Source organism: Klebsiella sp. SYXHC3 (assembly GCF_057196925.1).
The window spans coordinates 47,696-70,396 of the sequence record NZ_JBXUNG010000001.1; the positions used below are offsets into that span (position 1 = coordinate 47,696).

Here is a 22,701-nt window from a genome sequence, read left to right on the forward strand (position 1 = left end):
TAAGTTCAGTTTTAACCGTCATCAATTATAGGGCAAAGCGTAGGGCGATGCATCTCATCGGCCGATTGCCGCACATTACGTTAATACCGTGCCCAGACTGAGTATTTCGTAGTTTTCAACGATAAGAGCTATCAAATTCATTTTATGAATTAAAAAATTCTAAACATTTTATGCGGTTAAATTTTACATAAAATTTACATGTCCATATACTTTCTTACGTTCTTCGCCCTGGTTTGGGGCGTCCAACCAACAGGTTAACTGCGCTGAGCGGCATCGTTTATCGATCGGCGCTTTAAAAATAAATGCTTTGGTTATATCGACATCTGTCGAATGGGATGAAATATGGACGAACAAAAAGGTCATGGTCGAAGGATTTTCTTCACCATCTACCGATTGCTTTTTGTGTTACTGAGTTTTGGCATTGGGATTTTCTTAACTATCTGGGGGGGCAAGCTGCTCTCGCTCGGCGGCAGCGCCTGGTATCTGTTAGCCGGTCTCGCTTATCTTATCATCGCCGTTGGGTACTTCACTCGTAGTCAATACGCGCTGCCTCTTGCTGTTATTACCTTCCTGTTAACGCTGGTCTGGGCGCTGTATGAAGTGCAGCTCAGCTACTGGGGCCTGATCCCTCGTCTGGTGGTTCCTGCGCTGATGCTAATGCTGGCCCTGTGGCTGGCGGCGGCGATGCCGGTGGCTCGCGTGCGTCTGGCGAACTGGAGCGCCACGGTTATTTTTATCGTGCTGCTGGCGACGCTGGTTTCGGCGTTCTATCCGCACGGCGGCATCCACAATGGCGTCGTGAAAGCGGCGAGCGACAATAGTGCGACGCAGGCGGCAAAAAGCGATAACTGGGAGTTCTTTGGCCGCGATGCCTCCGGCACCCGTTTCGCGCCGTATACCGATATTACCCCGGAAAATGTTCATAAGCTGAAAGTCGCCTGGACCTACCACACAGGCCGCCGCCTGACCGGCCCGGCCATTGGCGTTGACGAAAATACGCCGTTGCAAATTGGCGATACGCTCTATTCCTGTACGCCGCTCAACGTGGTGACCGCCATTGATGCCGATACCGGCAAGGCGCGCTGGCGCTTTGACCCGCACGCGCAGACGGCGGAACATGTGACCTGCCGCGGTGTGGGTTACTATGACGTGCAGAGCGACGATACGCTCAGCGCGGAAGAAAAAGCGAGCCCGGCGCTGCAACAGTGTCCGCAGCGGATCATGGTATCGACCGTGGATGCGCGCCTGCTGGCGCTGAATGCCAAAACCGGCGAACTGTGCGCTGATTTCGGCGACCACGGTAGCGTGGATCTGAAGCAGGGCATGGGCGACACCGAAAACAGCAAACGCTACCATCCGACTTCAACGCCGGTGATCATGGGGCATATTGCGGTGCTGGGCGGCTGGGTACGCGATATCGTACACGGCGAGCCATCCGGGGTCGTACGCGCTTTTGACGTACGCGATGGTAAAGTCGTCTGGGCCTGGGATGTAGGCAAGCCGGAAAATATCACCGACCCGGAAAAAAGCCGCGTTTATACCCTCGAAACGCCGAACGTGTGGACCATTCCCGGCTTTGATAAAGAGCTGAATCTGGTCTATCTGCCGACGGGCAACGGTCCGCCGGACTACTGGGGCGGCGATCGTAATGAAGCGAAAGAGAAATATGGCTCCGCGGTGGTGGCGGTGGATGCCAGTACCGGTAAAACAAAATGGGTTTTCCAGACCGTTCACCACGATATCTGGGATTATGATCTCCCATCGCAGCCGGTACTGTACCACATGAAAAACGAGCAGGGCGAGGACGTCCCGGTGCTGATCCAGACCACCAAAACCGGACAGATTTACGTGCTCGATCGCCGCACTGGTAAACCGGTGACCCGTGTTGAAGAGCTGCCCGTCGCTCATCAGGGGGCGGAGGGCGAACATCTGTCTGCCACCCAGCCGTTCTCTACCGGCATGCCGCAGTTAGGCGTCGAGCCGTTGAGCGAAAAATCAATGTGGGGCGTGACGCCGTTCGACCAACTGATGTGCCGTATCGATTTTAAAGAGTCGACCTACCTTGGCATGTATACGCCGCCGTCAGAGAAACCGTATATCGAGTGGCCAAGCCTGCTCGGCGGCATGAACTGGGGCGGCATCACCATCGATGAACGTACCGGTACGCTGTTCGTCAACGATATGCGTATGCCGTTGCGGATGTCGCTGGTGCGCAAGGAAGAGATGGCGAAATACAAAGTTTCCACCGACGAAGTTCCTGGCTTTATGGGCACCGTTCGCCCGCAAGTGGCCGGGCCTTACGGCGGCGTGCGTATCGACATCCTGCAGTCCGCGCTGGGCGTGCCCTGTAATACTCCGCCGTTTGGTACCATGAGCGCCATTGACCTGAACAGCCGTCAGCTACTGTGGCAGGTACCGATGGGCTCGGTGGAAGATACCGGTCCGCTGGGGATGAAAACCCATCTGCATATCCCGCTGGGAATGCCGACCCTGGGCGGCCCAACCTCTACCGCCTCTGGGCTGGTTTTCTTCGCCGGTACCCAGGATAACTACCTGCGGGCGCTGGATTCCGCCAGCGGTAAAGAGCTGTGGCGCGCTCGCTTGCCGGTTGGCGCGGTAGCAGCGCCGCTGGTCTACAAATCGCCGAAAACCGGCAAAGAGTATGTGCTGATTTCCGCCGGCGGCGCCAGCCACTCGCCGGACGTCGGGGACGATATCATCGCCTACGCGCTGGAGGAATAACCTCTCTAAACGAAACAGGTCCCGGTAAACGGGACCTGTTCCTGGCTGACAGCCGGGGGAGGTAGCAGGGGGCAATGCTGGACTTTTACTCTCTGAATATCACTCTGCGCAATACGCTGCCCTGCGGCATTGACGTAGGCCAGAGACATCGGCGAACCCGTGGTTTTCTCTACTCTCAAATCATTAAAATCCATTGCACGGCAATATTCTTAGCGCTTTCCGCCAGTCCGGCTGGATCCTCATTATTCCCTGTCGCATGAAGCAAAAAAAAGCCCATCCTGGTGATGGGCCTTTTTGACGTTCGGCGTGTAGCCTGAAAGGTGAAAAAATTAATCAAAAACGCCGTTAATGACGGAAGTGACGATTGCGGTACTTAACGCAACCAGCACTAAATCATCGCCCACTGCACGCCATTCATAACCCGGGTAGTAAGGCAGATCGTTAATCATAGATGCCGGCAACGTTTTTTTGGCAATACCTGGAGGTAATGGTTTGCCGCGAACCACATTTTTTGCAATACCCGGCGGTAGCGCCTGATAACCTACCAGACCATAATTCACCGCCAGAGAACGGGCTCGCGAGAAGCTAATATCAGAGTCGACATGGTCGGGTTTGCCGTAGTTTTTACGGTTACCGTGATCCTCTTTCGACTTATCATTTCCCTGGCCTTTGTTGCTGTGGTCACTGCTGTTGCCATGGTTACCGCTATTGCCGTGGTTTCCACCGCTATTACCGTGGTTGCCACCTCCGCCGCTATTGCCATGACCTCCGCCACCCCCGTTGCCATTACCAGGGTTGGCATAAACTGGCGCGGCAAGGACGGCGAGCGAAATAACCGCCGCAAGTGCAGATTTGAGAGTGCGACGCTTAATCATAAGGGTGTTCCTTAAAGTGAAGTACACGCTTTGAAGATATGACGTGCGCATAACCTTAACAATGTCATGTTTTCTTATTTTTATACTCCGCAGAAAATATGCCTCGCCTCTTGCTGGTCATCGCTATCCTGCCCAATGACAGGCGACCAGGTGTCCAGGCGAAATTTCACGAAGCGTCGGCGCCTGACGGCGGCAGTGGTCACTTGCCTGCGGGCAGCGTGACGAAAACCGGCAGCCCTCAGGCGGGCGCGACGGATCCGGGATTTCTCCCTGGACGACCGCCTGCGGTTCGCTTTCGGGATCGAGGGTGGGTACCGCGGCCAGAAGCGCCTGGGTATAGGGATGAAGAGGGCGGCTAAACAGCGCATCGCGGCTGGCGGTTTCCACCAGTTGACCGAGGTACATCACCGCCACGTCGTCGCACAAATGCTCTACAACTCCAAGGTCATGGGAGATGAATAGAAAGGTGACGCCACGCTCGTCGCGCAGGTCGGCAAACAGATTGATAATCTGCGCCTGAATCGACACATCGAGTGCGGAAATGGGTTCATCGGCGACGATAAAGTCCGGATTGAGGATAAGCGCGCGGGCGATGCCGATGCGCTGCCGCTGACCGCCGGAAAATTCATGCGGAAAACGGTGGTAATGCTGAGGCGCCAGCCCGCATATCTTCATCACCGCAATGACTTTCTCATAGAGTTCAGCGCGCGTGCATAGTTTATGCTGCAGCATCGCCTCGCCAATCGCCTCGCCGACGCGGATGCGTGGATTCAGTGAACTATAGGGATCCTGAAACACCAGTTGAATTTTCGGTCGTAGGGCCTGCATTGCCGCCGCTGACAGTTCGGATAACTCCTGACCGCGGAATTTAATGCTGCCGGCGGTCTTTTCATACAAGCCAAGCAAGGTGCGGCCAACGGTGGTTTTACCACTACCGGATTCTCCGACGAGGCCGAAAATCGTTCCCGGACGGATATTAAAACTGACGTCATCGACCGCGCGCAGTTCCCCGGTCTGCTGGCCGAACAGGCCGTCGCGCAGCGGGAAATACTTTTTCAAGCCATTAACTTCAATTAAATAGGGCTGGTTCATGCCACCGACTCCGCGAATTGACTATAAAAACAGGCTGCCTGATGCGAGGACCCAAAAAGTGGCGGGGTGTCCTGACGGCAGCGTGCTGTTGCCTGTTCGCAGCGATCGGCAAACGCGCAGCCCGCAGGCAGTTGCGCGAGATCCGGCACCTGACCGGGAATGGAGTAAAGCCGCCGGCGGCGCGCGCCCGGCACCGGACGCGAGGCGATAAGTCCGCGGGTATAGGGGTGCTGGGGCTGGCGCAGCACCTCGACGGTGGTTCCCTGTTCGACAATCCGCCCGGCATACATTACGACGACCCTTTCGGCCATCTGCGCGATTACCCCCAGATCGTGGGTGATCAGCAGCATCGCCATCTGGCTTTCGCGCGCGCGGTCCCGTATCAGACGCAGGATCTGCGCCTGCACGGTGACATCCAGCGCGGTAGTTGGTTCATCCGCTATCAATAATTGCGGCCCGCAGCTCAGCGCCATGGCGATCATCACCCGTTGCAGCATACCGCCGGAAAGTTGATGCGGATAGTACGCCATCAGGCTTTCGCTGCGCGCCAGTCCCACCTCGTTCAACAGGTGTATTGCACGCTGCCAGGCGGCTTTCGGCGAGTCGCCGCGGTGGCGGATGAGCGGCTCGCAGAGCTGTTCGCCTATGGTCAGTACCGGGTTGAGCGCCGACATCGGCTCCTGGAAGATCATCGCCAACTGGTTGCCGCGCAGGTCGGCCATGTGACGGGCTTTCAGCTTGAGCAGATCGCGTCCTTCGAAATGGATCTCGCCGCCGTCAATGCGAGCGGCCTGGGGAGGCAGCAGGCCCATTAACGACATGGCGGTCACGCTTTTGCCGCAGCCGGACTCACCGACGATACCTACCGTTTGCCCGGCCTGAATCGAAAAAGAGACCTCCTGTACCGCGCGCACCCGGCTACCTTCAGCAGCGAAAGAGACAGAAAGTTGCTTAAAAGAAATTAATGGCGTGCTCATTTCAGCCTCTGTTTCATTTTCGGGTCCATTGCGTCGCGCAGGCCGTCGCCCAGCACATTAATAGCAATCACAGTAATAAAGATGGCAATCCCGGGAGGCATCCATAGCCACGGTCGCCGCTGAAAATCAATCAGGCTGTTAGCAGCATCCATCATGTTGCCCCACGATGGTGTCGGCGGTACCACGCCGAGGCCGAGATAGCTCAGCGCCGATTCGCTCAGAATGGCGTTAGCGACCGCCATTGTCGCCATCACCACCAGAATCGGGATGGTATTGGGCAGCAGGTGACCGAACAGCCGGCGACGCGCCGACAGTCCCAGAACCTGCGTCGCCAGCATAAAATCGCGCTCGCGTAGCGACAGGCACTGCCCGCGCACCAGCCGCGCCAGCTTCGGCCACTCCAGCAGGCTGAGCATAATTACGACCATCCAGATGCGGGAATCCGGCGAAAAGTCGAGCTCGGAGAGCATCGCGCCGGCGACGATTAATAATGGCAGGCCGGGTATCGTCATCACCAGATCGGCTAGCCGCATGATCAGTTTATCGGTGAGCCCGCCGACATAGCCCGACAGCGCTCCCAGCAGGTAGCCCAGCGTTACCGATAGCAGCATAGTCAACAGGCCGATTATCAGTGAAATGCGCCCGGCCAGCAGTAAACGCGTATAGATATCGCGGCCAAGAAAATCGGTACCTAACCAGTGTTCGGCGCCGGGTGGTTTGTTGATCATCAGCGCATCGGTGGCGTCATCTTTCCACGGCGACCACATCGGCCCGAGCGCGCACCACAGGGCCATCACCGCAAGCAGGATTAAACACAGCATTGCCATCCGGTTGCGGCGCAGTTGGCGCCATGCCTGACGCCATGGAGAGGGGGTTATTTGCGCAAGCGCGGGGATTGTCGCCTGGCGCAGGCGGCGACGGTAACCAAACAGGGAAGTTATCATCATTACCTCACTCGAATGCGCGGATCGGCCCACGCGTAGAGCACATCGGCCAGTAAGTTACCGATGATCGTCAGCACCGCCAGAAACAGGGTAAACCCCATCAATACCGGATAATCGCGAGCGGCCAGCGAATCGATATGAATGTGCCCGGCGCCCGGCCAGTTAAATACTTTTTCGGTAATGATGGCGCCAGAGAACAATCCCGGCAGTTCGAAGCCAAGCAGGGTGATGACCGGCAGTAGCGCATTGCGCAGCGCGTGTTTCATGATAACCGTGCGTTCTCGCAGCCCTTTAGCTCGGGCGGTACGAATGAAATCCATCTTCACCACGTCAAGCATGCTGGCGCGAAAATAGCGCGTCAGGCTGCCGGCCTGCAGCATCACCAGCGCCAGTACCGGCAGTACCAGATGAGCGGCGACCTGCAGCACATACCGCCAGCCGCTATCGTCGCTACCGGTATTGGTCATCCCGCCTACCGGCAGCCAGTGCAGGTCGACGGCAAACCACTTAATTAGCAGCAGGCAGAGGAAAAAGGTGGGAAAGGACATGGCGGCGAACACCGCGATACTCACCAGATGATCAAACCAGGAATTAGGTCTGAGCGCGGAGACTACGCCAACCGTCAGGCCGATACCCCAGTAGAAGACCAGCGCCACGCTTGCCAGCAGGAAGGAGTTCCAGATGTACTGGTTCAGTAACTGGCTGACCGGAATTTGGTATTGCAGCGAGAAGCCTAAATCCCCGCGCAGCAGTTGCCCCAGCCAGTGAAGGTAGCGGGTGAAGAGCGGCTGGTCGAGGCCGTATATCGCCTTCAGTTCGGCGGCGCGGGCGGCCGTCAGGGTAATGTTGCCATCGATAAAGTCGCCGGGGGTTTTGGCAAAGAGCATAAAAATGATAAAGGAGGCCAGCAGCAGCATCGGCAGCGTTTGCAATAGGCGCCTCAGGATGAAATTTTTCATAACATTCTCACATCAGCCGCCGGGGGGCCGGCGGCTGGGGGATTTACTTCACGATTTTCACATCCGGCAAACTGCCGGTGAGGCCGTTATAGATATCCGGCTTAAAGCCGGTCACCCGGGCGCTGCTGGCGGAAAGAATCTCCCGGTATCCCAGCAGGATAACCGGCGGATCCTCGGCCAGCACCTGATACAGCTGGTGATAGATAGGCTTGCGTTGTTCGACATCCAGCACCGCGTTGCCCGCATTGATAAGCTTATCGACTTCAGCGTTGTGGTAGCCCGACTCTTTGGCCTCGCTGCTGTAGAAGTCCCACACGCCGTCATGCGGATCGTTGAGAGTGCTGGTGCTGAACGACGCCAAATCGTAATTACCCGCTTTGCGCTGCGCCATCAGCGCGTTGAAATCAACCACCTGCGGTTTCAGCAGCACGCCTATCTGCCGCCAGTTCTCTTTGGCAATCGGGATCAGCGCATCGTTAATGACTTTTTTGCTCGCCAGCAGGGTCAATTCCAGTCGCTTACCGTCTTTCACGCGGATGCCATCGGCGCCAGGCAGCCAGCCCGCTTCATCGAGCAGTTTTTTCGCTTGCACCGGATCGTAATGGTAGGGGTTGACGCCCTGCGCATTGAAGGCCCAGGAAATAGGCGCGATCGGTTCAATGGCTACCTTACCGTATCCCTGATACACCACGTCGATTAACTTCTGGCGGTCCAGTCCGTAAATCAGCGCCTGACGCACTTTTTTATCCTGCAGCGCCGGGCGATGGAGGTTGAACTCCACCTGGCTGTAGTCGCTGGAGCCGTACAGGTTGATATTGGCAAAACCGAGCATCTTAAGCTGCTCAATATCATCCGGGCGCGAGGTGAAGGCGTCGTAGTCGGTTTCGCCGGTCTGGAATAACTGGAAATTGGTAGACGGATTGGTCACGCGATAGATAAAGCGCGGCGTTGGCGGCGTACCGCGATAAAAATGCGTGTTGGCGTGGAAGCGAATCTCCTGACCGGGAATATATTTATCGTAGACATAAGGACCGTTACCCAGCGGTTTTCCGTGTAGAGAACGCAGATAATCCAGATTTCCACGTTGATACCCTTTTCCGTACCAGGCTTTCGATAATACCGGACCGCCGATTTTCGCCAGCGTTGTCGCGCCCGGCTGGGTGGTAGTAACCTGTAAGGTCAGCGGTTCGATAACTTTCAGGCCGCTCACGCTATCGGCTTTGCCGGCTTTATATTCCGCGCCGCCGGCGATATTGGCCAGAGTGATATCGGTATCGCCGTCATATTTCGGGTCGAGCAGAACGGTCAGCGTAAAAGCGACATCCTCCGCGGTGAGTGGCGATCCGTCGCTGAAGGTCAGGTTTGGGCGTAATTTGATGGTATAGACTTTGTTATCCGCGCTCACCGTCCAGCTCTCAGCCAGCCCCGGCACCAGCTTCCCCTGACTGTCCCAGTCAATCAGGCGCGAGAAAATAACGTTGGTGACGTTCTCATCCCAACCGTTGACGAAGAAGTAAGGGTTAAAGATCCCCTGCGGTTCGGAAATGCCGGCCACTACCGTGTCTTTACGCAGTTTGGCGCTGGCCGGGATCTGGCTGGCATCGGTTGCGGGAGTGATCCCTTCTTTAAGAATATCGTCGGCGTTGGCGACAGAAGAAAATGCCACCATGCTACCGAGTAGCGCCACTTTCAGCGCCAGCGCGAAGCGCGTTTGTCTGGTTTTTAATCCTTGCCGTAATCTGGACAAAAGTGCTACCTCATCAAATGATTGCGTTGTTATTTACAATTCATGACGAAGATAAGAGGCGCGCTGAATACTGTCTAACAACGAAACGCTATGGGTTATAGCCATTTCGCATTAGCAAAAAACCGGCAATATAATGCCGGTTTTCGGGGAAGTCATAGTAGATTGTTCTTTGTGCCGCGGCAGCTAATCGCCGGCCTCAACCGGCAGCCACAGGGCCTGCGGGTTAGCGAAATAATATTCGACTTCGGCATAAAAACGGCTGGCGTGCAGGCCATCAACAAAAGCGTGATTAAATCGGCCGGCAACCGGAATGATGCCATTTTTCAGTTTTCCCCACGTCAGGGCGGGTACCGCCGCGCCAACGTAGTATTCCGCATGGGTCATGGCGCTGAAGTGCAGCCACGGCAGACAACTGGCGCAAAAGAAATTTTCTTCTTCCACGATAAGCGGTGAGGGGTTGGTGCTTCTTGCGGCCTCAATGCGCGGCGTCGCGGCGGCGCTAAACGCGGGGAAATCAGCGGCGTTATCGCACCATACCTGGCGAAAACCTTCGCTGGCGGTCATGATCGGCGTCATCACCGAGATGGCGTCATATTCGATGATATCGTCGTTGCGCAGGCGCTGTTTTAGCTGCGGTACGGCGTTGGCCGCGCGCAACAGGCCGAATAATGCCAGTTGAAAGAAGGAGACGCCCCGGTCCTTCGCGCAGGTATACAACTGTTGCGCTTCTACCGGCACGCACAGATTGAAGCTGGGATTGGCAAAGGTACGGTAGAACGTAAAGTGATCCAGGCGAGGCCAGCTCGCTTTATCAATAACGCGATAATGTGCCACGGTCGACTCCTTCATGTGGATTTGCCTTACTATGCGACGATTTCCACCAGGTTTCCATCAGGGTCTTTGATAACCGCCTCATAATAGCCATCGCCGGTGGTGCGTGGGGCAGAGACTAAAATTCCCGCCATTTCAGCGCGTTTGGCTAACGCATTCACCTGTTCCGTGCCGCCGACGGCGATCGCCAGATGCACCCACCCCGTATGGTTGTTATCGTGGGTCGAGTCATGTAAACCGGGTTTGGTCATTAACTCAATGGCCACGTCAGAGCCAATTTTTACAAAGTAGGATTCAAAACCAGGATTGGTTTTACTACGGTATTTTTCGTTGATTTCACCGGCAAAAAACTCCACCCAAAAGCGTGCTTGCTGCTCAAGATGGCGGGTCCAGAGAGCGATATGGGCAACTTTCATGGTTTACCTCGTAAAGGGTTGGGTTGACAGCATGCGCATAAGTGAACGATTATGCTCTTTTCTGCTCGTTATGTTTATTTTAAGGAGTTGTTGTGCTCGATTATGCAGCTTTCCCTCAGCAACGACAAGCGCTGATTTGTCAGATCCTGCAGGAGGACGGTAGGGTCGTCTGCGCCGATCTGGCCCAGCGCTTACAGGTCTCTGAACACACTATTCGCCGCGATCTTCATGAGTTGAGCAAAGACGGATATTGTAAGAAAGTCTACGGCGGCGCGGTGATGACCCTGCCGGAATCCATGGAGTACAACGAACGTAAAGAGAAAAACAGGGCAACAAAGAGCAGAATCGCACAGAAGTGCGCACAGCTAGTGAAACCGGGCGGCTGTATTTTTATTGATACCGGCACCACCAATCTGGCCATGGCGGAAGCGCTACCGGGCGAACTGGCCTTAACCGTGGTTACCAATTCTCCGGAAATCGCGGCGGTTCTGCTTAAAAAACCGCTTTACGAGGTTGTGATGCTCGGAGGTTTGGTGCAACGCGCGGCAGGCGGTTGTGTCGGCGCATCGGCGGTGGCCCAGGTGCAGGGGATCCTCTTCGATCAGGGATTTATTGGCGGCTGCGCAATGGCTCCGGAGTCAGGTCTAACCGGCTTTGATCACGCCGATTGTGAATTTAAGAAAGCGGTTATCAAACAGTGCAGTGAAATTATCGTTGGCTTAACCTCAGATAAAATCCCCGCCGTCGCCCGTTTTGTGGTAGCTGAAAGCAGCGCCATTGACGTGCTGGTCGTTGAGGAAAACATTAGCCGTAAATACCGGGATGCTTTCCGTGAACACGAGATCCGTATCTATACCGTCTAGTACACAGGCAAATTATTAATTTGAGAAAACCGGGCTATCACTTTGATAAAAATGGCGGCGAAATGTTTCTGGCCTGCGGGCCGCGGCCTTAGTAGCGCTATTTTCTCCGTACTTTAGCCGCATTTTGCGCGACGACTCACAAAAACGAATCTTAAACGGCACCTCATTGATTTCTGGCACAAATCTTGGATTTGTTATCGGTGATGTGGCTTTTCCCATGGGTTATGGATAGCGCGACGTTTAGCAAACCCGGGATTGCCCGCAACGGATAATCATTGAGGGGACTGTTATGTGTGCTTCACCTTCAGCGCCGCTACGGCGCGTGGATGGACTGGCGAAAGTCAAAGGAACGGCCGTTTATGGCGACGATATTACCTTACCGGGCATGCTGTATGGCGTTTGCCGCTTTGCGGATATACCCGCCGGGAAAATCGAGGCGATAGATCTTAGCGAGGCGCTGAATGTTGCAGGCGTGGTAAAAATTGCCACCTGGCAAGATATTCCCGGTACTCCGGTCGTGGGGATTATCGTCAAAGATTATCTGCCTATCGTCAAAGACGAGGTAGTCTTCCACGGCGATGTCGTCGCTGTGGTGGCGGCAACCAGTTATGAAGCCGCCTGCGAAGCGGCGGATAAAATACATGTGCGCTATACGCCCTATGAGCCGCTAACGGACGTAGAAGCCGCGCTGGCGCCGGACGCCCGGCGAATTCACCCGGACCGCAGCGATAATATCGCCGCCCATCACCACACCGTTAAGGGCGACATCGCCATAGGCTTTGCCGAAGCCAGTCACGTGATTGAACGTGAATATGAAGTGGGCTTCCAGGAACACGCTTACATTGAACCGGAAGTTGTACTGACCTGGCTTGACCCCACCGATGGTAGCCTGATTATCTCCGGCTCCATTCAGAACCCGCACCGCGTACGCAGCTTCGTGGCTAAGTTTATGGGCTGCCCGCAGAGCCAGATTAACGTCAAACGCGCGGTGATGGGCGGCTCGTTCGGCGGCAAAGATGACATCATCGATCATCTGGCCTGCCGTTCCGCATTGATGACGCGCCTGACCGGTCGTCCGGTGAAATTTACCTACACCCGCGAGCAGTCCATTATCGAAAGCTGTAAGCGCCACCCTTATAAAATGAAGTATCGCGCCGGGGTGGACGACAACGGACGCATTCTGGCGATCAAAATCGATATTCTTGCCGACAGCGGCGGCTATGCGGCGTCCTCCCCGTTCGTCACATGGCGTTCTTCGGTGCAGGCCGCTGGGCCGTACAATATTGATAACGTCCATATCGACGTTAAAGCCGTCTATACCAACAACAGCTATACCTCGGCGATGCGTGGTTTCGGTTCACCACAGGTGGTTTACGCCAACGAATCCTTTATGGATGAAATTGCCGAAGCGCTCAATCTCTCGCCGGTGGCGGTGCGTGAAGTGAACGCGCTGCGTCAGGGCGATACCTCGGTCACCGGGCAGCGGTTTGATAAACACACCGTCTCGGCGATTGAAGTCCTGACTAAGGCGGTGAATGCCTCGGAATTTGCGGCAAAACGCCAGCACTATCGTGAATTGAACCAAAAAGGCGGTGTTTATCGCTATGGTATTGGCCTGGCGCTGAGCTACCGCGGCTGTTCCATCGGCGCGGAAGGGGTAGATACCTCGACGGCGCTCATTCAGGTGAATGAGGACGGCAGCGTCAATCTGGCGACATCGGTTTCTGAAAACGGTCAGGGTCTGCAAACCGCGATGTCGCTAATCGCCGCGGAAGCCTTTGGTATTCCTCTATCGGAACTGCATTTTATGGAACCGCCGACCTCGGTTATCGGCGACGGCGGATCGACGGCGGCAACCCGTGGGACTATGGTCGGCGGTGGGGCGATTCTTGACGCCGCGGACAAGATAAAACGCCGCATTCTCAGCGTCGTCGGCGACAGCATCGGTACCCGCAAGTTGGCTGAAACCTTGTGGCAGGATGGCTTTATCATCAACGTCCAGGACAGTGAACGGCGTATTGATTTCAAAACCGCGGTTAATAAAACCAAATGGGCTAGCGTCAGCCTGACCGAGTACGGCTGGTTTGTGCCGCCGCCCATTCATTGGGATGAAGAAAAAGGCTGCGGCAGCCCGTACTTTACCTGGGTCTACGGCTGCCAGGTGGCGGAGATACGGGTGAATACCAGCACCGGTAAAACCGATTTGCTGCATGTTACCGCCGCCCATGACGTGGGCCGGGTACTCAACCCGGTGGGGTTTGAAGGTCAGGTTTACGGTGGGGTGGCGCAGGGTTTTGGCTACGCGCTGCTGGAAGACTTCAACATTGAAAATGGCCAGGTCAAATCGGAAAACTTCGACAGCTACCTGCTGCCGACGATGAAAGATATTCCGCCGATGACGATTATCGGCGTAGAAAACCCGGATATCGCCGGGCCTCTGGGGGCGAAGGGGATCGGCGAGCCAGCTACTGAACTCGCGGCGGCGGCCATCAATAACGCGGTGAGTTTTGCCCTAGAGACGCGGTTTAATAAATTACCGTTGACCCTCGAACAGGTGATCCTCGGCTACAACCTGAAAAAGCCGGTTCGCCAAAGCGAAATGATGCTGGAGGCGGAAAACAAGAAGCAGGTGCTGCGCCTCACTGATGTGGAAGTGACCCGAGCGAAAAGCCTGCAGGAGGCGTTAACCCTGCTGGCGCAAGAGGGCGTGACGGCTATCGCCGGCGGTACCGATGTAATTGTGCAGGGGCGTCTGCAAACCCGCGCGCTGCGGTTGGTTGATATTTCCCGTCTGCCGGAGTTGACGCAGGTGAGCGAAGATCCGGCCAGCCATGAGGTCATCATTGGCGGAGCGATGACCTTTAACCGTATTACCGATCATCCGCTGCTGCGCGAACGTTACCCGCTGCTGGCGCAGGCCTGTCATACCGTCGGTTCGCACCAGATCCGTAATCGCGCCACCATCGGCGGCAATATCGTCAACGCCGCGCCCTGCGGCGATTCCATTCCACCTGCCATCCTCTATGACGCGCGCATCGAGCTGCGCTCGCTAAATGGCGTACGCACCCTCGGTCTGGGCGAGTTTTTGCTGTCCGGCTACAAGACCCAGCGCCAGCCGGATGAACTTTTGACCAAAGTGATACTGCCGCCGCCGGCGCGCCCGCGGGCTAAAGGTTTCTATCACCAGTTAGGGCGGCGCAACGCGCTCAACATCACCCGTCAGAGCCTGAGCGCGCTGCTCGATTTTGCTGATGATGGCACGGTGAGCTACTGCCGTCTGGTGGACGGCGCGCTGTTCAGTAAGCCGCAGCGGTTACTAGATATTGAACGCTGCCTGCTAGGGAAACCGTTAAATAGCGACACGATTAACAGCGCCTGCGAGGTGCTGGACAAGCTTATCTATGCGGCCATCGGTAAGCGCTGGTCGGCGGCATATAAGCAGCCGGTGTTCGTCAATATGTTCCGCGACATGATGGCCGAGGCGCAACGGGCCTCAGGGATTTAATGATTCAATCAGGGCGCCAGAGCGCCCTGTACAGGATAGAGCTATGAGCACAATTAAAGTGAAGGTAAACGGCAAGCTGGTGGAAGCAAAAGTAGAAGGCAATATGCGCCTATTGGATCTGGTGCGGGATACATTGCATCTTACCGCCACCAAAGAGGGATGTTCGATTGGCGAATGCGGCGCCTGCACGGTGCTGATGGACGGTAACGCCGTTTGTTCTTGTCTGGTACTGGCCGAACAGTGTGATGAAGCGGAGATCGAGACGCTCGAAGGGTTAAACGATAATCCGATTACGCAAAAATTACAGGATGCATTTATTGAGAAGGGCGGCGTGCAGTGCGGGTTCTGTACACCGGGAGTACTGGTCAGCGCCACCGAATTATTAACCAAAGAGCCGCATCCGGACGAAGCGCAAATAAAGGATGTATTAGAAGGCAATATGTGCCGCTGTACCGGCTATCAGCCGATTATTGACTCCATTCAACACGCGATTAAATCGTGATCTTGTAACGGGGCTGCTGTTTTGCGCGATTTGCTGGCCAGATAAGGCGCCACCGGGGGAGGGTTCCCGGATAGCGGCGCATCGCGCCTTATCCGGGCTACGATTCGGTAGTCGGTCGGTAGCCCCGGTAAGCGTAAGCGCCACCGGGGGAGGATTCCCGGATAACGACGCATCGCGCCTTATCCGGGCTACGGTTCGGTATTCGGTTGGTAGCCCCGGTAAGCGTAAGCGCCACCGGGGGAGAATTCCCGGATAGCGGCGCACAGCGCCTTATCCGGGCTACGGTTCGGTAGTCGGTTGGTAGCCCCGGTAAGCGTAAGCGCCACCGGGGAGGGTTCCCGGATAGCGGCACATAGCGCCTTATCCGGGCTACGGTTCGGTAGTCGGTTGGTAGCCCCGGTAAGCGTAAGCGCCACCGGGGAGGGGCCGGATATCGGGTAAGGCCGCCGAACCTTAACCCATCGCGCTTTCGCGCAGGCGGGCTTTCAGTTTGTTGTACTCCTCGATCACGTACTGCTCCGCCGCGCGCTGATCGGCAATCCGTTCAACGTTAACCGCGCAGTACTTGTACTCCGGCGTTTTGGTTATCGGGCTCAGGTTCTCTGACACCAGCTCGTTACAGGCGCCGATCCACCACTGGTAGGTCATGTACACCGCGCCTTTATTCGGCCGATCGCTGACCTGCGCGCGGGTGATGATGCGGCCCTTACGCGAATTGACCCACACCAGCGCGTCATCCTCGATACCTAACCGTTCGGCGTCGGCGGTGTTGATTTGCGCATAGCCTGGTTCATCGGCAAGCCTGGTTAAGGCCGCGCAGTTGCCGGTCATCGAACGGCACGAGTAATGGCCGACTTCGCGCACCGTCGACAGCACCAACGGATACTGTGCAGAGAGTTTATCTCCCGGCGCGACCCAGTCGCAGGTGAAGAACTGGGCTTTACCGCTCGGCGTAGAGAACTTCTCTTTAAACAGATACGACGTCCCCTGGTCGGCGTCGGACTCATCGCGGCATGGCCACATGACATAGCCGAGCTCGCCCATTTTTTCATAGGTGGCGCCGTAGAAGTCCGGGCACAGATGCCGCAACTCATCCCAGATCTCCTGGGTGTTGTTGTAGTGCATCGGATAGCCCATCCGGGTGGCGATTTCGCTGATAATCTGCCAGTCGGTTTTCAGGTCCCACTTCGGCTCCACCGCTTTAAAGAAGCGCTGGAAGCCGCGGTCCGCTGCGGTATACACGCCTTCGTGCTCGCCCCACGAGGTGGACGGCAGGATGACGTCGGCCGCGGCGGCGGTTTTGGTCATGAAAATATCCTGGACGATAACCAGTTCCAGCTGTTCAAACGCCTTGCGCACCGCGGAAAGCTCGGCATCGGTCTGCAGCGGATCCTCGCCCATAATGTACGCCGCGCGGACTTCACCGTGTTCGGCGCGGTGCGGCAGCTCGCTGATGCGATAGCCGGTATGTTCCGGCAGGCTGTCGACGCCCCAGGCTCTGGCAAACTTCTCGCGGTTTTCCGGGAACTTAACGTACTGGTAGCCCGGATAGGTATCCGGCAGTGCGCCCATGTCGCAGGCGCCCTGGACGTTGTTCTGCCCGCGCACCGGGTTGACGCCGACGCTCGGCTTGCCGAGGTTGCCGGTAAGGATCGCAAGGCTGGTCAGCGACCGTACGGTCTCCACGCCCTGGTAGAACTGGGTGACGCCCATGCCCCACAGGATGGCGGCGGATTTGGCGCTGGCGTACATCCGGGCGCAGGCGCGGATCTCCTGAGCGCTGACGCCGGTTATCTCTTCCACCGACTCCGGCGTATAGCCTTCGACGATTTTGCGATACTCCTCGAAGCCTTCGGAACGGCTGGCGACGAAGGATTTATCGTACAGATCCTCTGCAATAATGACGTGGCCAATGGCGTTGAGCAGCGCGATATTCGAGCCGTTCTTCAGCGCAATGTGCATGTCGGCGATGCGCGCGGTTTCAATCTTGCGCGGGTCGCAGACGATGATTTTCGCCCCGTTACGTTTGGCGTTAATGACGTGATTCGCCACGATAGGGTGGGAATCCGCCGGGTTGTAACCGAAGATAAACACCAGATCGGTGTTATCAATCTCCGTGATGGCATTACTCATGGCGCCGTTACCGACCGACTGGTGCAGACCTGCAACCGAAGGGCCGTGTCAGACGCGAGCGCAGCAGTCGACGTTATTGGTGCCAATAACGGCGCGCGCGAATTTTTGCATCACGTAGTTGGTTTCATTACCGGTCCCGCGGGAGGAGCCGGTGGTCTGGATCGCGTCCGGGCCATATTTTTCTTTAATGGCGCCAAGGCGGGTGGCGACGTAATCGAGCGCCTCATCCCAGGAGACGGCTTCCAGTTTGCCGCCACGTTGGCGACGGATCATGGGGGTTTTGAGACGCGGGGTCAGGATCTGGGTATCGTTAATGAAGTCCCAGCCATAATAGCCTTTCAGACACAGGGTGCCCTGATTGTTTTTCCCCATGGCCGCTTCGGCGCCGACGACCATGCCGTCGTCCACCACCAGCCGCAGCTTACAGCCAGCGGCGCAGTAGGGACAGACGGTGGTGACTTTTTCCATCGTGTGACTCCTTAAAAATAGTACGGCAACAGATAGATAAAACGGCTGTTAATTCCGAGGGTAATGGCGTCCTGGATGGCGGGAACCGCCATCAGGGCCATCATCAACAGTGCAAAAAGCAGACGTTGCGACATAGACATGAATCACTCCTGGCCGTCAGCGGCGGTTTGACCTTTCTGTACTTTGCGCAGCAGCAGCCACATGCGTACCGTACGCACGGCCATGTTGCGGGCAGCCGCGCTCGGCGGCGCCGGGTCCGGTTCCGGGACATCGTGAGAAATACGGAACGGCACGCTGCCGTTCAGCGTCAGGTTGGCGACAATCGCCGTCAGGGTGCCGATAGTGATGCCGCTGTGCAGAAACAGCTGCATCATTGGCGGGAACTGGGTAAACAGATTCGGCACCAGCACCGGCATCATGCCGAGACCAAGGGTGAGCGCGACCACCATCCCGTTGTTATTGTTGCGATAGTTGACCTGACCGAGAGTACGAATACCGGAAACGGCAACCATGCCGAACATAACGATACCGGCGCCGCCGAGGATCGGTTTCGGAATCAGTACCACCAGCGCCGCCATTTTGGCGAAAATGCCCATCAGCATCAGAATGACGCCGGAGACCGACACCACGAAACGGCTGCGTACGCCGGTCAGGCCAATCAGGCCGACGTTTTGCGCAAAGGCCGCGTAGGGAAACAGGTTGAAGAAGCCGCAGATCGTCGTCGCCAGTCCGCAGGTATTCAGGCCGTTACGCAGCATGCTGGCCGTGACCTGTTTACCGACGATATCGCCGGTCGCCATGATGGACGACATGGTTTCGACCATCACCACCACCATGACCATCGACAGCAGGGCGACGGGCACGATATGAAACTCAGGCCGGGCGAACTGCATCACCTGTGGCAGATGTAGCCACGGCGTAGCGTTGACGAGGTTAAAATCCAGCGGCTTGAAGAAGCTCCATAAAATAGTGCCGATCACCAGCCCAATCAGCACCGAGGTGTTTTTGACCACGCCGGTAGCGAAGGTATACAGGTTAAGAATAATGACCAGCGTGATGGCCGCCATCAGCAGCGAGAAGAGATCGCCGAAACCGGCCATCTCGCTGCTGCCGCCGCCAATCCATCCTCCCGCGACCGGCATAATAGAGAGGCCGATCAGCGTTACAATGCCGCCCATCACCACCTTTGGAAAGAAGCGAATCAGGCGGCTAATCCACGGCGCGCAGCAGAGGATAAAAATGCCGGAGACGATAACCGAGCCGGAGATCGCCCCGATACCGTACTCTTTACCAATAAGCACCATCGGGATCAGCGCGGCGAAAGTACAGCCCTGGATCAGCGGTAGGCGGCAGCCCAACCACTGCTTGATGCCCATCGATTGTACGATGGTCGCGGCGCCGCAAATAAACAAATCGGCGCTGATTAATAAAATAATATGCTCCGCAGGCAAACCGACCGCGTTACCCACCACCAGCGGTACCGCCACCGCCCCGGCGTACATCACCAGCACGTGCTGCAATCCATAGAGAATCATTTGCGTAATTGGCAGGACCTCATCGACCGGCGCGACAGTCGCCGTATTGCGTGAGGCCGGAATGGCAAAATCTTTCATGAAGTAGTTGTCTCCTTTACGACTTCTTCCCGTGCCGAACTGAAAGGGCAGAAGTTACGATTCGAAGGCCATTGCCTCCCTCTGCTGATGATGTTCACCAGCGTATAACGCGCACGGAGTTGCTTATGCGTTAGAAGGGTTATGCGTAAGCTGTGCCAAAAATGAGCGATTCGGCAGTGGAGTAATATATTTGTGAAATCAATCACGGGTTGGCTTGTTTATTTCTTGCTGGCCTGTTTAACGTTGCGAGCGGGCATCAGAAATAAAAATGGCGAATATCAGTTTGAGATATATAGCGTCTCATTTTGGTAGGCGAAATAAGCGCTAAGAAGATAAAAATGATAAAAATTCAGAGCGGAGTTGAGATGCCATCCCGGTGATTTGATGAGGTTTTATTTATTCGAGAGCCACAGGAGAGTAATAATTTGAGCTGACTCGCAAAAATGAATGGCTACATAAGTTGAGCGCCAAATATCGCCCGAATATTGCAATCCATCCCTAAGACTATTCCAGAAGAATAAAAGGGAAGCAAATGAATCGATTTATTGTGGCCGATGTTGCGAACTGTATTGGATGTCATGCCTGCGAAGTGGCCTGCGTCACGGCGCATCATCAGGATGCCTGGCCGGCACAGCGCAGCGCGTTTGTTCCGCGCATCCATGTTGTCTTCCACCGGAATACCAGTACTGCGACCACTTGCCACCATTGCAACGACGCGCCTTGCGTCACCTCCTGCCCGACCCAGGCGCTGTATGTCGCCAACGACAGCATCCAGTTTACCCAGTCCGAGTGTATCGGTTGCAAAAACTGCGTCGTCGCTTGCCCATTTGGCGCAATCGAGATGGTCGCCAGCGGGGAAGATGGCCCGCAGCTGGCGCAAAAATGCGATCTTTGTCGCGATCGCCCCTCAGTAGAGCAGGCCTGCGTGGCCAGTTGCCCGACTCAGGCGCTGCGCGTAATGGACGAGAGCGCCCTGAAGCGGTTGCAGCGAGAAAGACAAATCCGCTCTGCCCAGGGGCAGCCGCTGGCCGAGCGTCGTGGCGCAAGGCGCGAAGCGATCCTGGATAAAGCGCCGCGGGTGGGGGCGAAGAAGCTTGCCGCGGAAGAGCGAAAAGCGCATTTTGCCGAGATCTACCAGCGCCTTAGCGAATGTGATGCCGAATATGAAAGCGAGCGTTGCCTGTACTGTGCGCAAAAAGCCTGGTGCAACTGGACCTGCCCGTTACACAACCATATTCCTGATTTCATACGACTGGTGCGTGAGGGCAAGATTATTGAGGCCGCAGAACTCTGTCATCAAAGTAGTTCGCTGCCGGAGGTCTGCGGCCGGGTCTGCCCACAGGACAGGCTATGCGAGGGTGCCTGTACGCTGAAAAACGAAGGCGGCGCGGTGGCGGTTGGCAATCTGGAACGCTATATCACCGATACCGCGCTGGCGATGGGCTGGCGGCCAACCACAGGCGAGGTTGCCCCGCGTCAGGAACGCGTGGCTATTATCGGCGCCGGCCCGGCGGGACTGGGCTGCGCGGATATTCTCGCGCGCGCCGGGGTACAGGTTGATGTTTTTGATAAACATCCTGAAATTGGCGGGCTGCTGACTTTCGGCATTCCGTCTTTCAAGCTGGAAAAAACGGTAATGGCGCTGCGGCGCGAGATCTTCAGCGATATGGGGATTCGTTTCCATCTCAATCAGGAAGTGGGGCGCGACGTGGACTTTAGCGAACTGCTGGCTAACTACGATGCGGTCTTTTTAGGCGTCGGCACCTATGGGCTGATGGGCGCGGGTCTTGATGGCGAAGACGCGCCGGGTGTTATTCAGGCGCTGCCGTTCCTGATTGCCAATACCCGTGAGGTGATGGGTATTGAAGAGAGCGCCGAATATCCGTTAACCGACATTAAGGGTAAGCGGGTGGTGGTGCTGGGCGGCGGCGATACGGCGATGGACTGTTTGCGCACCGCGGTGCGTCGCGGAGCCGAGAGCGTAACCTGCGCCTATCGTCGCGATGAGTTAAGCATGCCAGGCTCGAAAAAAGAGGTGGTGAACGCGCGGGAGGAGGGCGTGGCGTTTCAGTTTAACGTTCAGCCGCAATATATCCTGCGTAACCGTAAAGGCCAGGTCAGCGCCGTCGGGATGATCCGTACCGAAATGGGTGAACCAGGGCCGGATGGCCGCCGGCGCCCGCGGCCAATTGCCGGTTCAGAATTCGAACTCCCGGCCGATGTGCTGGTGCTGGCGTTTGGTTTCCAGGCTCACGACATGCCGTGGCTGCGGGGGCATGGCATCAAACTTGACCGCTGGGGGCAGATTGTAACGGGCGGCAAAGGTCGCGGCACCACACAGACCAGCCATGACAAAATCTATGCCGGCGGCGATGCGGTACATGGCGCCGATCTGGTGGTGACGGCTATGGTTGCCGGGCGCCAGGCCGCAAGCGAAATGCTGGCGCGATTTGATCATAAGGAGCGGTGATGACCCATTTTATTCTTGCCAGTTCACAGGCCTGTATCGGCTGTCGTACCTGCGAAGTCGCCTGCGCACTGGAGCATGTGGCGGAAGGGGCGGAATTTCATCCGCGATTGAAGGTGATGCGACTCGACACGTTGAGCGTGCCGGTGATGTGCCATCAGTGTGAAAACGCGCCATGCGTAGGGGTCTGTCCGACCGGCGCATTGGCGATGGGCGCCGAGCGGGTAGAAGCCGATGCCGGGCGCTGCATTGGCTGCCAGAGCTGCGTCGTCGCCTGCCCATTTGGCGCGATTACTATCGAAACATCGGCGGCGCATCCGCCGGTTATTGTGAAGTGCGATCTCTGCGAGCAGCGAGATGGTGGCCCGGCCTGCGTATCGGTGTGCCCAACGGCGGCAATATCGCTGATGACCGGTGAGGCCCTGGCGGCGCTGCAGAAACAGAGAACGATCGCCAGCGCCAGCTTGTTGAACGTGTAAGCGATCCCCGGATGGCGACGCGCTGCGTCTTATCCGGGCTACCCGATCGATGTTTCTGTGCTATTTATAGCCCCGGTAGAAGCCAAAA

The 22,701-nt window shown here is 56.5% G+C and carries 18 protein-coding genes; 6 read left to right on the forward strand and 12 right to left on the reverse strand.

Annotated features, from left to right (window positions below):
* The first annotated feature begins 342 nt into the window (after nucleotides 1-342).
* Entirely contained in the window at nucleotides 343-2,742 is a 2,400-nt protein-coding gene (locus tag AC2CGP_RS00230) for a membrane-bound PQQ-dependent dehydrogenase, glucose/quinate/shikimate family (RefSeq protein WP_411303286.1), read from the forward strand.
* Nucleotides 2,743-3,071: 329 nt separating this feature from the next.
* Here AC2CGP_RS00230 and AC2CGP_RS00235 read toward each other — a convergent pair whose 3' ends face one another.
* The 8 genes from AC2CGP_RS00235 to AC2CGP_RS00270 all read right to left on the reverse strand — a co-directional run bounded on the left by AC2CGP_RS00235 (nucleotide 3,072) and on the right by AC2CGP_RS00270 (nucleotide 10,583).
* On the reverse strand, nucleotides 3,072-3,617 hold the full coding sequence (locus AC2CGP_RS00235; RefSeq protein ID WP_015366928.1) for an anti-virulence regulator CigR family protein: 546 nt from the start codon (nucleotides 3,615-3,617) through the stop codon (nucleotides 3,072-3,074).
* A gap of 123 nt (nucleotides 3,618-3,740) precedes the next feature.
* Nucleotides 3,741-4,709, reverse strand: coding sequence for an ABC transporter ATP-binding protein (locus AC2CGP_RS00240; protein WP_015366927.1), 969 nt, complete (start codon nucleotides 4,707-4,709; stop codon nucleotides 3,741-3,743).
* A complete protein-coding gene (locus AC2CGP_RS00245) occupies nucleotides 4,706-5,686 on the reverse strand; it encodes an ABC transporter ATP-binding protein (protein WP_015366926.1) in 981 nt (326 codons plus the stop codon). The genes AC2CGP_RS00240 and AC2CGP_RS00245 overlap by 4 nt, the downstream gene beginning before the upstream one ends.
* Nucleotides 5,683-6,630 (reverse strand): oligopeptide ABC transporter permease, encoded by a 948-nt coding sequence (opp4C, locus tag AC2CGP_RS00250; protein WP_015366925.1) that lies wholly within the window; start codon nucleotides 6,628-6,630, stop codon nucleotides 5,683-5,685. The genes AC2CGP_RS00245 and opp4C overlap by 4 nt, the downstream gene beginning before the upstream one ends.
* 2 nt (nucleotides 6,631-6,632) lie before the next feature.
* Nucleotides 6,633-7,589 carry an ABC transporter permease gene (locus AC2CGP_RS00255; RefSeq protein ID WP_020079022.1) on the reverse strand — a complete coding sequence of 319 codons (957 nt, stop codon included), beginning with the start codon at nucleotides 7,587-7,589 and terminating at the stop codon, nucleotides 6,633-6,635.
* A 43-nt stretch (nucleotides 7,590-7,632) separates the two neighbouring features.
* Nucleotides 7,633-9,336, reverse strand: a complete 1,704-nt coding sequence (locus tag AC2CGP_RS00260) for an ABC transporter substrate-binding protein (RefSeq protein WP_484502224.1) — start codon at nucleotides 9,334-9,336, stop codon at nucleotides 7,633-7,635.
* A gap of 183 nt (nucleotides 9,337-9,519) precedes the next feature.
* Nucleotides 9,520-10,170 carry a CatA-like O-acetyltransferase, family 1 gene (locus AC2CGP_RS00265; RefSeq protein ID WP_047040997.1) on the reverse strand — a complete coding sequence of 217 codons (651 nt, stop codon included), beginning with the start codon at nucleotides 10,168-10,170 and terminating at the stop codon, nucleotides 9,520-9,522.
* A 29-nt stretch (nucleotides 10,171-10,199) separates the two neighbouring features.
* Nucleotides 10,200-10,583: a glyoxalase/bleomycin resistance/extradiol dioxygenase family protein gene (locus AC2CGP_RS00270; protein WP_015366921.1), complete on the reverse strand. Its 384-nt coding sequence runs from the start codon at nucleotides 10,581-10,583 to the stop codon at nucleotides 10,200-10,202.
* A 92-nt stretch (nucleotides 10,584-10,675) separates the two neighbouring features.
* On the opposite strand from AC2CGP_RS00270, the gene AC2CGP_RS00275 reads away from it, so the two are divergent.
* The 3 genes from AC2CGP_RS00275 to AC2CGP_RS00285 all read left to right on the forward strand — a co-directional run bounded on the left by AC2CGP_RS00275 (nucleotide 10,676) and on the right by AC2CGP_RS00285 (nucleotide 15,453).
* Nucleotides 10,676-11,446 carry a DeoR/GlpR family DNA-binding transcription regulator gene (locus tag AC2CGP_RS00275; RefSeq protein ID WP_015705204.1) on the forward strand — a complete coding sequence of 257 codons (771 nt, stop codon included), beginning with the start codon at nucleotides 10,676-10,678 and terminating at the stop codon, nucleotides 11,444-11,446.
* A 289-nt stretch (nucleotides 11,447-11,735) separates the two neighbouring features.
* Complete coding sequence (locus tag AC2CGP_RS00280) at nucleotides 11,736-14,951, forward strand: molybdopterin cofactor-binding domain-containing protein (protein ID WP_411303287.1); 3,216 nt, start codon at nucleotides 11,736-11,738, stop codon at nucleotides 14,949-14,951.
* 43 nt (nucleotides 14,952-14,994) lie between these two features.
* On the forward strand, nucleotides 14,995-15,453 hold the full coding sequence (locus AC2CGP_RS00285; RefSeq protein WP_015366918.1) for a (2Fe-2S)-binding protein: 459 nt from the start codon (nucleotides 14,995-14,997) through the stop codon (nucleotides 15,451-15,453).
* Nucleotides 15,454-15,641: 188 nt separating this feature from the next.
* Here the strand turns inward: AC2CGP_RS00285 and AC2CGP_RS00290 are convergent, their stop codons facing one another.
* From AC2CGP_RS00290 to AC2CGP_RS00305, 4 genes are read right to left on the reverse strand one after another with little or no spacing between them, the layout of a single operon-like run.
* On the reverse strand, nucleotides 15,642-15,869 hold the full coding sequence (locus tag AC2CGP_RS00290; RefSeq protein ID WP_225672919.1) for a hypothetical protein: 228 nt from the start codon (nucleotides 15,867-15,869) through the stop codon (nucleotides 15,642-15,644).
* 37 nt (nucleotides 15,870-15,906) lie between these two features.
* On the reverse strand, nucleotides 15,907-18,054 hold the full coding sequence (gene fdhF, locus AC2CGP_RS00295; protein ID WP_080624896.1) for a formate dehydrogenase subunit alpha: 2,148 nt from the start codon (nucleotides 18,052-18,054) through the stop codon (nucleotides 15,907-15,909).
* A gap of 11 nt (nucleotides 18,055-18,065) precedes the next feature.
* Nucleotides 18,066-18,194 (reverse strand): hypothetical protein, encoded by a 129-nt coding sequence (locus tag AC2CGP_RS00300; protein ID WP_015366915.1) that lies wholly within the window; start codon nucleotides 18,192-18,194, stop codon nucleotides 18,066-18,068.
* Nucleotides 18,195-18,197: 3 nt separating this feature from the next.
* Nucleotides 18,198-19,667 carry a nucleobase:cation symporter-2 family protein gene (locus tag AC2CGP_RS00305; RefSeq protein ID WP_015366914.1) on the reverse strand — a complete coding sequence of 490 codons (1,470 nt, stop codon included), beginning with the start codon at nucleotides 19,665-19,667 and terminating at the stop codon, nucleotides 18,198-18,200.
* 532 nt (nucleotides 19,668-20,199) lie between these two features.
* Between AC2CGP_RS00305 and ygfT the strand changes: the two genes are divergently transcribed.
* Both ygfT and AC2CGP_RS00315 read left to right on the forward strand, forming a co-directional pair.
* Nucleotides 20,200-22,137 carry a formate-dependent uric acid utilization protein YgfT gene (gene ygfT / locus AC2CGP_RS00310; RefSeq protein WP_020079017.1) on the forward strand — a complete coding sequence of 646 codons (1,938 nt, stop codon included), beginning with the start codon at nucleotides 20,200-20,202 and terminating at the stop codon, nucleotides 22,135-22,137.
* Nucleotides 22,137-22,613 carry a 4Fe-4S dicluster domain-containing protein gene (locus AC2CGP_RS00315; protein ID WP_020079016.1) on the forward strand — a complete coding sequence of 159 codons (477 nt, stop codon included), beginning with the start codon at nucleotides 22,137-22,139 and terminating at the stop codon, nucleotides 22,611-22,613. Before ygfT ends, AC2CGP_RS00315 begins: the two co-directional genes overlap by 1 nt.
* Nucleotides 22,614-22,701 lie beyond the last annotated feature (88 nt).

Excerpts from the sequence above, each read along its gene's own strand:
- AC2CGP_RS00230 (WP_411303286.1), top strand. The coding sequence starts at position 343 with ATGGACGAACAAAAAGGTCATGGTCGAAGGATTTTCTTCACCATCTAC.
- AC2CGP_RS00255 (WP_020079022.1), bottom strand. The coding sequence starts at position 7,589 with ATGAAAAATTTCATCCTGAGGCGCCTATTGCAAACGCTGCCGATGCTG.
- AC2CGP_RS00305 (WP_015366914.1), bottom strand. The coding sequence starts at position 19,667 with ATGAAAGATTTTGCCATTCCGGCCTCACGCAATACGGCGACTGTCGCG.
- AC2CGP_RS00240 (WP_015366927.1), bottom strand. The coding sequence starts at position 4,709 with ATGAACCAGCCCTATTTAATTGAAGTTAATGGCTTGAAAAAGTATTTC.
- AC2CGP_RS00235 (WP_015366928.1), bottom strand. The coding sequence starts at position 3,617 with ATGATTAAGCGTCGCACTCTCAAATCTGCACTTGCGGCGGTTATTTCG.
- AC2CGP_RS00285 (WP_015366918.1), top strand. The coding sequence starts at position 14,995 with ATGAGCACAATTAAAGTGAAGGTAAACGGCAAGCTGGTGGAAGCAAAA.
- AC2CGP_RS00245 (WP_015366926.1), bottom strand. The coding sequence starts at position 5,686 with ATGAGCACGCCATTAATTTCTTTTAAGCAACTTTCTGTCTCTTTCGCT.
- AC2CGP_RS00315 (WP_020079016.1), top strand. The coding sequence starts at position 22,137 with ATGACCCATTTTATTCTTGCCAGTTCACAGGCCTGTATCGGCTGTCGT.
- opp4C (WP_015366925.1), bottom strand. The coding sequence starts at position 6,630 with ATGATAACTTCCCTGTTTGGTTACCGTCGCCGCCTGCGCCAGGCGACA.
- ygfT (WP_020079017.1), top strand. The coding sequence starts at position 20,200 with ATGAATCGATTTATTGTGGCCGATGTTGCGAACTGTATTGGATGTCAT.
- AC2CGP_RS00270 (WP_015366921.1), bottom strand. The coding sequence starts at position 10,583 with ATGAAAGTTGCCCATATCGCTCTCTGGACCCGCCATCTTGAGCAGCAA.
- AC2CGP_RS00300 (WP_015366915.1), bottom strand. The coding sequence starts at position 18,194 with ATGTCTATGTCGCAACGTCTGCTTTTTGCACTGTTGATGATGGCCCTG.
- AC2CGP_RS00280 (WP_411303287.1), top strand. The coding sequence starts at position 11,736 with ATGTGTGCTTCACCTTCAGCGCCGCTACGGCGCGTGGATGGACTGGCG.